The 11,996-nt window shown below is 70.2% G+C and carries 8 protein-coding genes and 1 tRNA gene; 4 read left to right on the top strand and 5 right to left on the bottom strand.

Annotated features, from left to right (window positions below; genetic code table 11):
* Positions 1-812: aminotransferase class III-fold pyridoxal phosphate-dependent enzyme (locus ACFUPX_RS03020; RefSeq protein ID WP_383314818.1), on the top strand; the 812-nt coding region annotated here is incomplete at its 5' end.
* Positions 813-824: 12 nt separating this feature from the next.
* Here the strand turns inward: ACFUPX_RS03020 and ACFUPX_RS03015 are convergent.
* Positions 825-1,508 carry a phosphatase PAP2 family protein gene (locus ACFUPX_RS03015; protein ID WP_383314815.1) on the bottom strand — a complete coding sequence of 228 codons (684 nt, stop codon included), beginning with the start codon at positions 1,506-1,508 and terminating at the stop codon, positions 825-827.
* Positions 1,509-1,866: 358 nt separating this feature from the next.
* Positions 1,867-1,940: transfer RNA gene (locus ACFUPX_RS03010), tRNA-Pro, on the bottom strand.
* Between the two features lie 130 nt (positions 1,941-2,070).
* Between ACFUPX_RS03010 and ACFUPX_RS03005 the strand changes: the two genes are divergently transcribed.
* Both ACFUPX_RS03005 and ACFUPX_RS03000 read left to right on the top strand, forming a co-directional pair.
* The gene (locus ACFUPX_RS03005) at positions 2,071-2,823 is read left to right on the top strand and encodes a transketolase (RefSeq protein WP_383314812.1); all 753 of its coding nucleotides are present in this window, start codon (positions 2,071-2,073) and stop codon (positions 2,821-2,823) included.
* 84 nt (positions 2,824-2,907) lie between these two features.
* Positions 2,908-3,837 (top strand): transketolase family protein, encoded by a 930-nt coding sequence (locus tag ACFUPX_RS03000; RefSeq protein WP_383314809.1) that lies wholly within the window; start codon positions 2,908-2,910, stop codon positions 3,835-3,837.
* Between the two features lie 89 nt (positions 3,838-3,926).
* Here ACFUPX_RS03000 and ACFUPX_RS02995 read toward each other — a convergent pair whose 3' ends face one another.
* The 3 genes from ACFUPX_RS02995 to ACFUPX_RS02985 form a co-directional block, all read right to left on the bottom strand.
* Positions 3,927-5,246 carry an MFS transporter gene (locus tag ACFUPX_RS02995; protein ID WP_383314877.1) on the bottom strand — a complete coding sequence of 440 codons (1,320 nt, stop codon included), beginning with the start codon at positions 5,244-5,246 and terminating at the stop codon, positions 3,927-3,929.
* 748 nt (positions 5,247-5,994) lie between these two features.
* Positions 5,995-6,375: an MmcQ/YjbR family DNA-binding protein gene (locus tag ACFUPX_RS02990; RefSeq protein WP_383314806.1), complete on the bottom strand. Its 381-nt coding sequence runs from the start codon at positions 6,373-6,375 to the stop codon at positions 5,995-5,997.
* Positions 6,376-6,988: 613 nt separating this feature from the next.
* Positions 6,989-8,044, bottom strand: a complete 1,056-nt coding sequence (locus ACFUPX_RS02985) for an alpha/beta fold hydrolase (protein WP_383314803.1) — start codon at positions 8,042-8,044, stop codon at positions 6,989-6,991.
* 419 nt (positions 8,045-8,463) lie between these two features.
* Here ACFUPX_RS02985 and ACFUPX_RS02980 point away from each other — a divergent pair, with 419 nt between their 5' ends.
* Entirely contained in the window at positions 8,464-11,988 is a 3,525-nt protein-coding gene (locus ACFUPX_RS02980) for a ThuA domain-containing protein (RefSeq protein ID WP_383314799.1), read from the top strand.
* Positions 11,989-11,996 lie beyond the last annotated feature (8 nt).

Raw genomic sequence — 11,996 nt, 5'->3', positions numbered from 1 at the left:
CCACCGAGCTCACCGTGGCCTTCCCGTTCGGGGACCTGGCCGCCACGGAGGAGTTGCTCAGCCGGTACCAGGACGAGGTGGCCTGCCTGATCCTCGAACCCGCCGGCCACGCCGAGCCGCCGCCCGGATACCTCGCGGGCCTGCGCGAACTGGCCGACCGCCACGGCTGCGTACTGATCTTCGACGAGATGATCACCGGCTTCCGCTGGTCCGAGGCGGGCGCCCAGGGTCTGTACGGCGTCGTCCCCGACCTCTCCACGTTCGGCAAGGCGCTGGGCAACGGGTTCGCCGTGTCCGCGCTGGCCGGGCGCCGCGAGCTGATGGAGCGGGGCGGTCTTCGCCACTCCGGCGAGCGGGTGTTCCTGCTGTCCACCACGCACGGCGCGGAGACGCACTCGCTGGCCGCCGCGATGGCGGTGCAGAGCATCTACGCCGAGGAGGGCGTCACCGCCCAACTGCACACCATCGGCGAGCGGTTGGCCGCGGGGGTGCGCGAGGCCGCGGCCAGCATGGGCGTCGGCGACCACGTCGTGGTCCGGGGCCGGGCCAGCAACCTGGTCTTCGCCACCCTCGACGAGAACCATCGGCCATCGCAGCAGTACCGCACCTTGTTCCTGCGCCAACTCCTCACGGGCGGGGTGCTGGCCCCGTCGTTCGTGGTGAGCAGCGCGCTCGACGACGCCGACATCGACCGGACGGTCGAGGTGGTGGCCCAGGCGTGCGCGGTGTACCGGAAGGCGCTGGACGCGGCCGACCCCACTCCATGGCTGTCCGGCAGGCCGGTGAAGCCGGTGTTCCGCAGCTTGGCATGACCTGACGGCCCATCAATTCTGCTGACTCCGACGGGCGTCGGCCACCCGATCGACCACCCAGGCGGTCGCCGGTACCACCGCGAGCGCGGTGCACCAGCCGCCGAGGACGTCGGTCGGGTAGTGGGCGCCCAGGGCGACCTGTGCCCAGCCCATGGCGGAGCCGGCGACGAGCGCCGCGGCGAACACGAGCAGCGCACCGACCCCCCTGCCGAGGCCGAGCCGACCGGTGGCGAGCAGCGCCACCGTGAGGGCGAGCGCGGTGAGGAAGGCGGCGTGCCCGCTCGGGTAGGACAGGTTGTCGTCACCATGGATGGTGCGCCCCACCACGGACTTGATCAGCGTGGCCGTCCCCACGGCCACGACGCCACCGGCAACGACGAGCACGGCCGCACGAAGCCACCGCAGCATCAAGCACCCCGTCACGACGACCGCGACCAGCACCACCGCTCCGGCGGGCTCCCCCAGAAAATCCGTGGCCAGCGCGACACGCCGCCACGGCGGCCGCACACTGTCGGCCGTCGGCGGCTGGAGCCACGCGTCCACGGTGCCGGCCCGGCTGTGCCCGGCATACAGAACCCCGAGCACGACGACCACCACCGCGGCGAGGACAGCGACCACCCCGAGCCAGGCACGCAGCGGAACCGGCAGCACCTCGGCCGAGAACCGCCCGCTCACCCCCTCACCGCGCCGGCTCACACGCCCACCGCGCCGGCTCACATGCCCACCGCGCCCGGTCGGCCTGCGACAGCGCGCCGCGGAGGACCGAAGACGCCCCGGAACACACACCAGACGGCCACCCACGAATCAAGCACCCGACAGATGCGAAGCACCTCCCCCTCCCCTCGACACCGCCACCACCACGCCCCCCGGCGCCCGCGATGCCACGCCTGACTCCTCCGTCAGCCTACTGACCTCACCTCATAGGAGGTGGGGTTTCAGCTGGTAGGCAGGACCCAGCTGCTGCTGACCACAGGGCGCCCACGGCAGCCCACACAACACGAAAGGCCGCCCTCGCATCTCTGCGAAAGCGGCCTCCGACCTGTGAAAACACAAGTCGGGACGACAGGATTTGAACCTGCGACCCCTTGACCCCCAGTCAAGTGCGCTACCAAGCTGCGCCACGTCCCGGTGCCCGTGTGACCTGGGGTTTCCCCTGGCCGAACGTGCACCGAAACAATACCGCACTCCGAGCCGTGATCGCTCACGCCTTTCGCGGACGGTTGACCTCAAGCTGACTTGAGGTTGCACGCTCTGTGTCATGACGACGACAGCGGAACGCGGATACGGATATGGATACGCAGACCTCTCCCGCCTCATGGGGCGGATGACGGGGGACGAGAAGCACGGGCCCGCCGCGACGTCCACCCTCGACGCGCTCTGGGTCCTCTACGACCGGGTGCTCAGGGTCACACCCGAGCGGGTGGACGACCCCGGGCGTGATCGATTCCTGCTCTCCAAGGGGCATGGGCCCATGGCGTACTACGCCGTCCTCGCCGCCAAGGGTTTCCTTCCCGTCGACTGGCTGGAGGGTTTCGGGGCGTTCGACTCGCCGCTGGGGCACCATCCGGACCGGGTGCTCGTGCCGGGGGCCGAGATCGGGAGCGGGTCCCTCGGGCACGGGCTGCCGATCGCCGTCGGGACGGCGCTGGGGCTCCGGGCCCAGGGCAACTCCGACGCCCAGGTGTGGGTGCTCGTGGGGGACGCGGAGCTGGACGAGGGCAGCAATCACGAGGCCATCGCCTTCGCCGGGCCCTCCGGGCTGGAGCGGCTGCACACCGTCGTGATCGACAACGCCTCCGCACGGCATGCCAGGCCCGGCGGCATCGCCGCGCGGTTCGAGGCCGCGGGGTGGTCCGCCGAGACCGTCGACGGGCGTGATCACGACGCGCTGTACGCGGCGTTCACCGCGCCGCATCCGGGACGGCCGCGGGTGGTCGTGGCCCGGGTCGAACCGAAGTCGTCCGGGGGCGAGACCCGGCCCAAAGCAACCGGCGCCGGCGTCAGCGCCTGAGCGTTCGTCGGACCGTGCGGCGTCTGCGCCGCATTTGCGCCGCGTCGCCGATTCTTCAGTTTTCTCTCTTGGAGGTTCTCTGTCATGGACACCATGCGTGATCGCTTCGCTCCCGTCCTTTCCCGGCTGCTCGACGAGGATCCGCGCGTCGCCGTCGTTCTCGCCGAGATCGGCGCGGACGGGTTCACGGGGGCCCAGCGCAGGCATCCGGACCGGGTGATCAATGTCGGGATCCGGGAGCAGCTGCTCATCGGGGCCGGTGCCGGGCTCGCTCTCGCCGGGCTGCGGCCCGTCGTGCACACCTTCGCGAGCTTCCTCGTGGAGCGGCCCTTCGAGCAGGTGAAGCTGGACTTCGGGCATCAGGGCGTGGGCGGCGTGCTGGTCAGTGCCGCCGCCTCCTTCGACTGGCCCGCCGGCGGCTTCACGCACATGGCACCCGGCGACGTGGCCCTGCTCGACACGCTGGACGGCTGGACCGTGCACGTTCCGGGGCACCCGGACGAAGCCGAGGCACTGCTGCGGCACGCTGTCGCCGCGGGCGACGACAAGGTGTACGTCCGGCTCTCGGTGCAGTCGAACGCCCAGGCTCTGCCGGTCGACGGAGCGCGCTTCCACACCGTCCGCGAAGGGCGTGGCGGGGTCGTGATCGCCGTCGGCCCGATGCTGGACAACGTACTCGCCGCGACAGAGGGCCTGGATCTCACCGTGTTGTACGCGACCACTGTGCGGCCCTTCGACGGGGAGGCGCTGCGTCGTGCGACGGAGGCAGGGGTGGGGATGGGGGTGGGGGCCGACGTCGTTCTGGTTGAGCCCTATCTGGCCGGGACCTCCACCTCCGCCGCGAACGACGCGCTCTCCGACATCCCGCACCGGGTCCTCGGGCTCGGCGTCGGCCGTGCCGAGCTGCGGCGCTACGGGCAGGTCGACGAGCACATGGCCGCGCACGGGCTCGACGCACGCTCGCTGCGGGAGCGGATCAGCGGCTTCCTGGGGGCTGGGGCCCTCCTCGTATGAGCCCGTCCCGGGGTGGGCCGGGGGTCGTCCAGCGGTCGGTCATCGGCCCACTGGGGAGTCGGCTATCGGCTCGTTCGGGAGGGAGTCGGTCATCGGCTCACTCGGTGGTCCGACGCCGGTTCGGACGGTGGCCCGTCGGCAATGGATCCGCGCGTCAGCCGTCCGGGAGCCGCTCCCCCGCCGGATACGGGGGGCCTTGCGTCCACCCGCACCAACCCTCGTATCGCGGGCACCGCGAACATGGCGAGGCAGACGACGACCGTCGTGACGGCGCCCGTGATCAGCACCTGCTCGGCACCGAAGGCACTCGATGCAGGACCGGCGAGTGCCTGGCCGACCGGGAGCAGGGCGATCGATCCCGCGACGTCGTAGGCGTGGATCCGGTTGAGGACGTCGGGTGGCACCTGGGTCTGGACGCTCGTCGCCCACATCACGCCCCAGAAGGAGAGCCCGGCACCCGCGATCGCGGCACCCACCGCCATCAGCGGGACGCCGAGCTGACAGCCGACGGACGCCGGGAACGCGCAGTAGCCGATCAGGGCGAGGGAACCCGCCCGGAGCATGCGGCGGGGGCGCAGCCGCAGGGCGAGCAGGCCGCCGAGCACGGTGCCGGCGCCCAGGGCCGAGTTCACCAGGCCGTACGCCCCCGAGCCGTGTTCCTGGACGACGAGGGTGGCGACGAGTGGCGTCAGCGGACCGGTGGTCGTGATCATCAGGACGCAGAAGATGGCGATGACGCCCCAGAGCCAGGTGCGGGACCTGAACTCCCGCCAGCCCTGCACCAGATCGGCCCGGAAGCCGTTGCTGTGCGGGAGCGAGCCGGGCAGCGCGGGTGGCAGCCTGAGCAGTACCAGGCACAGGGCGCTCAGTCCGTACGTCCCCGCGTGCGCGGCGAAGACGGCGCCGGGCGAGGCGAGGGCCACGAGGACGCCCGCCACGGCCGGCCCCGCTAGAGCGGCGGACGATTCGGCCACGCGTATCGCGCCGTTGGCCTTCTGGACGTCTGCCGCCAGGCGCGGGACCGTGCTGGCGACGCCGGGCTGGAAGAGCGCGCCCGCCGCGCCGTTGACCGCGCCGATGACGCAGATCTGCCAGAGGACGACGTGACCGGTGAAGAAGAGGACCGCCGCGACCGACTGCGAGCCGAGCCGGACCACGTCCGCGCCGATCATCAGCAGGCGGGTGCTGAAACGGTCGGCGAAGACCCCGCCGAAGATCACCAGGCCCGCGAAGCAGACGGTCGTGGCGGCCATCGCGAGACCGACCGCGCCCGCTCCGTACCCGTGCTGGAGCAGGCCCGCGGCGAGCGCGACGGGCAACATGGTGTCACCCAGCTTGGCCACGGTCCGCGCCCCGAAGAAGAACCCGAAGTCCAGCGACCAGATGCCGTCGCGCTCGACCCCCGTCATCGCCCTGGCCACGCGCCCGCCCGACCCGCCCTCCCGCTCGGAGGACACGGCCTCGCGGCCGGGTGACACGGCCTCGCGCTCGGAGGACACGGCCTCGCGGCCGGGTGACACGGCCTCGCGCTCGGAGGACACGACCTCGCGGCCGGGTGACACGGCCTCGCGGCCCGTCAGCGTGACCTCGCGGCCGGACGGCGCGACCTTGCGGCCTGTCCGCGTGACCTTGCGGCCGGTCGGCTCGGCTCCACAACCGGCCGACGCAGCCCCACGGCCGGACGCTACGATCTCGCGGCCGGAGGGCACAGACTCGCGGCCCGTCGATGAGACCTCACGGCCCGACGGCTCGGCTTCACAACCGGGCAACGCGGCCCCACGGCCGGAGGTCACGGCCTCACGGCCCGTCGGCGTGACCGCACGGTCGGTCGGCGCAGTCTCGCGGCCAGCCGGTGTGACCTCGCCACCGGACGACGCGGCCCCGCAGCCAGGCGCCACCGCCTCGCCCCCGGATGAGCCGTGCTCACTGGCCGGGGAGGCGCTCTCGCCCGGCCCCTCCGCCGGGCCCCGCACACCCCTGCCCGTCTCACGACGACGGCTGCCCTCGTCGAACCCGTCCCCTGACGGCACTCCTGTCCCCTCCCCTGGCGACAGCGCCCGGCCCGTCGTCCGACGAGCCCCGCCCTCCGCCCTGCCGGATCATGCCACGGGGCACTGACAGCGGCCGATCTCTTTTCGCCCAGTCGCTGTCAGGAGGTCAGCTGCTCGGCGGGAGGCCCAACTCCGGGTAGGCGTCCAGGAGTCGGGTGGGGGCCGCCTGGCGCCAGGAGTCGGCGAGGATGTCCTTCAGCTCTGCCGTGTCCAGGGCCGAGAGCCGTGCGCGCACCCAGGCGAACATCGCCTCGTGGTCGGCGATCCAGAACTTGTCCGGCTCCGCGAGGACCAGCTCGTCGCGCTCCTCCTTGGGGCACCGCACGGCGATGGACGTCTCGTCCTCGGGGAGCGTGGCGAACATCTTTCCTGCCACCCGGAAGGTGGGCATGCTCCAGGCGACCTTCTCGGTCGTATCCGGCAGGGACAGCGCGATATCGCGTACATCGTCACCCGTGACCTGGGCTTTGGCATGAGCTCGAGACATGCCCTGAACGGTAGCCAACGCCACTGACAGCGGCCCCCGGACGCCGTTCACGACACGGCGACACGGCGACGCAGCGACACGGTGACACGACGGGCCCGCCACCGCGAGTGTGGCGGGCCCGGCGCGTTACGGCGAAGAGAAGGGGGGTCAGGTTGCGAGGGCCCAAGCCTTCCGGTAGCCCGGCATGCCGTCCGCCGCGCTTCGATCCTCGCACTGCTCACAGACCGTGTGCTGCGCACAAGCCCGCGGTTGTGCCGGTTCACCCTGAGCACCTCGTGCGGTCAACCAGACCGCGATGTAGGCAGGACCGGCCGTAATCACAGCTACGGCTATCTCGGTGAAGGCCATCGGTCTCACCCCCCAAGCAGACTGTCGTGTCCTTATCACCATAGGGACGCGGGGTGTTGACGGCAGGCAGCCTGCCGAAAAGGAGCAACTGAGGCCGGATCAGGGCATGTGCATGGCTGGATGCAGCGGATACCGATGCGCGCTGCTCCGGCCCTCCGACACAACGACCACCCGGCCCTCCGACACAGCGACCGCGCGCTCCTCCGGCACGACGACCGCCGCCCGCCCTCGGCCCCAGCAACCGAGCGATTCAGCCCGGCACAGTTCACAGCACCCGCTTGTCCAGCCAGTTCCGCAGGTCCTCCTGCACCTCGTCCCTGTTGGTCTCGTTGAGGATCTCGTGCCGCGCCCCCTCGTACCCCTTCCAGGTGAGGTCGTCCAGGCCCACGTACCTGTAGTCCTCCAGAAGCTCGTGGACCAGCGTCATGCCCTGGTTGCAGGGGTCGTCGGTGCCGACGGCGATGTGGAGGGGCAGGTCCGCCGGGACGCGGGCCAGGTTCCGCGGGTCGTTCATCTTGCGCACGGCACGCACCCAGTCCAGGCAGAGCCCGGCGGAGAAGGGGAACCCGCAGCGCTCGTCGGCCACGTACGCGTCGACCTCGGCCTCGTCGCGCGAGAGCCACTCGAAGCCGGTGCGGCGGGGGTAGGGGTCGTTGAAGGCGGCGAAGAGCTCGGGGAGGTAGGACGAGAGGGCCTCGCGGCCGTCCTCGGCGATCTCGCGCTCCAGGCGGACGATGGACTCCTCGATCCCGACTCCGGGCAGCGAGCGGAAGGTTCCGGAGAGGATCAGGCCCGCGAGGCCGTCCGGGTACTCCTGGGCGTAGTCCCTGGCGAGGTGCGAGCCCATGCTGTGGCCGAGCAGGAAGAGCGGGGTTCCCGGATGCAGGGTGCGTACCTGGTCGCCGATCGCCTTGAGGTCGTCGACCATGGCGCGCCAGCTGTCGAAGGCCGCCGCGCCGGACGAAGCGCCGGACGAAGCGCCGGACGAAGTATCGGGCGACAACGCGTCCGCGGATGACACCTCCGCGGCCGACGCGTCCACGGACGTCCCCGTCACCCCGTACCCACCCGTCCCCTGCGCCGTCGCACCATGGCCCCGGTGGTCGGAGGCGATCACCCCATAGCCGTGCGCCGTCAGGTGGCGCGCGAACCGGTCGTAGCGCAAGCCGTGTTCACCCGCGCCGTGCGCGATCTGCACGAAGGCGCGCGGACGGCCGCCCTCGGGCAGCCAGGTGTATGTGGCGACGGGCACGCCGTCCACCGCGTTCACGAGTCCGGCGGTGTACGCGACGGGTGCGGGCGTCGAGGCGTGGTCAGGCATGACGGAAAGCTCCCCTGTACGGCTTCATTTGTACGGCTTCGTCTGTGCGGCTTCATCTGTGCGGCTTCGGTACGGCTTCGGTTCTTCGCCTGAAGCCCTCCCCCGCACACGCGCCCTCATACCAGTGCCGTGCGGCGACTCCCCTCACACACCCCTACCGGTTACCGCCCAGCGACCCCCTTCTCACGCCAGGCCCTTCCGACCCATTGACCCCCCATCAGGGCGGAACCTACGCTGAACAACGCGCAGGAGAAAGCGCTTTCTAGCCTCCTTCTGGTCTCCGTACATCAAGCGCATCAAGCACACGTCAAGCACCCATCAAGCACGTCAAGACCAGTCCACCAAGCGCCCCGCGCAACTCGCACTCACCGCACACCCGGCTACCGGCAGCCGTCCACCCGCCCAGCCCAGGGAGCGCCATGAGTTCCACGAGTCCCACCGTGCCCAGACGCGGCCCCGTCCGGCCGAGACCAGGACCCACCTCGCCGAGCCCCTGGCTCGCGCTCATCGCCCTGCTGGCCCTGGTCATCGGCCTCGGCCTCACCGCGCCGCACCGCGCGACCGCACAAGCAGAGCCGACGGCCGCCGCGGCCCCCTTCCGCGTCCTGGTCTTCTCCAAGACCACGAACTCCCACCACGAGTCGATCCCCGCGGGCATCGAGGCCATCAAGAAGCTCGGCAGCGAGAACGGCTTCGAGGTGGAGGCCTCGGACGACGCGGCCGCCTTCAACGACGCCAATCTCGCCCGTTTCCAGGCCATCATCTTCAACAACACCAACTCGACGCCCGAGACGGGTGATCTGCTCGACGCCGAGCAGCGTGCGGCCTTCCAGAAGTACGTCCGCGCGGGCGGCGGCTTCGTCGGCCTGCACTCCGCCTCGGCCAGCGAGCGCGACTGGACCTGGTACGAGGGTCTGGTCGGCGCGATCTTCGACAAGCACCCCGAGGTGCAGACCGGCCGGGTGAAGGTGCTCGACCACGCGCACCCCTCCACCAAGGGGCTTCCGGAGCTCTGGGAGCGCAAGGAGGAGTGGTACAACTGGCGCGCGAATCCGACGGGGAAGGTGCACACGCTCGCGCAGGTCAAGGTGCGTGACGGCGTCACCGGGCTCGACGAGGGCGTCGACCAGCCGTGGTCCTGGTGCCAGAAGTACGACGGCGGTCGCTCCTGGTACACGGCGGGCGGGCACGACAAGGCGGCCTTCCAGGAAGAGGGCTTCCTCCAGCACATCCTCGGTGGCATCGAGTGGGCCGCGGGCAACAAGCCCGGCGACTGCAGCGCCACCAAGACCGGTGCCTTCCAGCGCACACCGCTCGCTACCAACGATCTGGCCGACCCCTTCGAGCTGGCCGTCGCTCCCGACCGCCGGGTCTTCTTCATCCAGCGCACCGGGAAGCTGAAGATCATCGATCAGGAGACGCTGAAGGTCTCCACGGCGCTCGACTTCGACTACACCCCCGAGATGACGAGCCAGTCGGACGGGCTGCTCGGTCTCGCGCTCGACCCGAAGTTCCAGGACAACCACTGGGTCTATCTCCTGAACTCCGACAAGACCGAGAAACGCATCAATCTCTCCCGCTTCACCGAGGCGGGCGGAAAGATCGATCCGGCGACGGAGAAGCGGCTCCTGACCATTCCCACGTGGCGTGGCGAGGGTCGGGCGAACTCGCACATGGCGGGCTCGATCGCCTTCGACAAGAAGGGCGAGCTGTACATCGCGACGGGTGACAACACCGATCCGTTCGCGTCGGACGGATTCAGCCCGATCGACGAGCGCGAAGGCCGCCGCGCCTGGGACGCGCAAGGCACATCGGGCAATACGAACGACCTGCGCGGCAAGGTGCTTCGTGTCACGCCCAAGGACGACGGGACCTATTCCGTGCCGGAGGGGAATCTCTTCGCGCCGGGCGCCGACAAGACGCGGTCCGAGATCTACGCGATGGGGATGCGCAATCCCTTCCGCATCACCACGGACCCGGTGAGCGGCGCTCTCCTCATGGCCGACTACGGGCCCGACTCGAAGACCGCCGCCGCCGACCGGGGTCCCGAGGGGACCGTCGAGTACAACCGCATCACCAAAGCGGGGAACTACGGCTGGCCCTACTGCATCGGCGACAACACCCCCTTCAACGACTACGACTTCGCGACGAAGAAGTCGGGCGCGAAATTCGACTGCGCGAAGATCGTGAACGATTCGCCGAACAACACGGGCCTGCGCGAGCTGCCTCCGGCGCAGCCCGCGAACGTCTGGTACGCCTACTCGGCCTCCGAGCAGTTCCCCGAACTCGGCACGGGCGGCGGTGGTCCGATGAGCGGTCCCGTCTACGACTACGACGCCGATAACACGTACAAGACCAAATTCCCCGAGTACTTCGAGGGCAAGTGGTTCAACTACGAGCTGACGCGGCAGTGGTTCAAGGTCTTCTCGATGCAGGAGAAGGACCAGACGTTCACCGACCCGCGCTTCGAGCCGGCCAAGGCGGGCGATCTGAACTCGATCAACTCCATTTTCCCCGACCTGAAATGGAACCAGCCTTTCGACGCCGACTTCGGTCCTGACGGCGCGATGTACGTCATCGACTTCGGGCTCGGCAGCGGCACGGGCCGCGGTGGCAGCAACGAAGGCGCGGGCATCTACCGCATCGACTACGTGGCGGACGGACGCCTTCCGGACGCCCGCGTCACGGCCACTCCGGACAATGGCAGCACCCCGCTCGAGGTGAAGTTCTCCAGCGAGGGTTCGGGCCTTCCCGGCGACAAGCCGATCACGTACGCGTGGGACTTCGACGGGGACGGCACGACCGACTCGACCGAGGCGAACCCGACGCACACCTACACCAAGAAGGGGCAGTTCAGCGCGCGTCTGAAGGTGACGGGGCCGGACGGCCTGAGCGGTCTGGCCGTGCAGGAGGTCACCGTCGGCAACACCCGGCCCGTGGTGACGATCCAACAGCCGCCAGGTGGCGGGACGTTCAGCTTCGGGGACACCATTCCGTTCAAGGTCAAGGTGACGGACAAGGAGGACGGCAAGATCGACTGCAAGCGGGTCGTCGTCCAGTCGCAGCTGGGGCACGACACCCATCTGCACCCGCTGGACAACTACACCGGCTGCACGGGCGAGATCGTGACGGACGCGGGCGACAGCCATGGCGCCGGCCAGAATCTCTACTACGGGATCACGGCCCAGTACGAGGACAAGGGCGCGTCCGGGGTGCCCGCTCTGACGGGTTCCGCCTCGCTGACCCTGCGGACCTCCTTCCGTGAGGCCGAGCACCGCACCGCCACCGGCGGCGCGCACGAGGGCGCCGTCATCGGTGACCGTGCCGACGCGTCCGGCGGCAAGCGCCTCATCGAGATCGAGGACGGGGACTGGGTGTCGTTCGACCCGGTCAACCTCAAGGGCGTCGACTCCGTGACGGTGGGGGCGGCTTCGGCCGGCCTCGGCGGCGACATCGAGTTCCGCGCCGGGTCACCCACGGGCAAGCTGCTCGGCAAGGTGAGCGTGCCGAACACGGGCGGCTGGGGCAACTTCATCTCGCCGACCACCGAACTGGCCGCCCACGACGGCACGACGAAGCTGTACGCCGTCTTCACCAACCCCGAATGGACGTCCGAGAAGGCCGATCTCCTGACGGTCGACTGGCTGCACTTCAACGGGCCCGGGGTCGAGAAGAAGACGGGCGCGAAGGTGACGCCCAAGGCGGCACCGGCGACCGGCACCGCGCCCCTCGCCGTCAAGCTCACGAGCACGGTGAAGCTCCCCCAGGGCCGTACCGCGGCCTCCTACCACTGGGACTTCGGCGACAACGCCAAGCCGTCGGGCACGGAGAGCGGCAGCGCCGAGCACACGTACGCGCGCGCGGGCACGTACACGGCGCATCTGACCGTCACCGACGACAAGGGCGACACGACGACCGGCGCGGTCCGGATCACGGCGAAGTGAGGGCACCC

It is taken from the genome of Streptomyces sp. NPDC057302, assembly GCF_042667685.1.
In the GTDB taxonomy this organism is placed as follows: Bacteria; Actinomycetota; Actinomycetes; order Streptomycetales; family Streptomycetaceae; genus Streptomyces.
The sequence above is the reverse complement of the archived record's forward strand: the minus strand, read 5'-3'. Positions and strand labels throughout refer to the sequence as shown.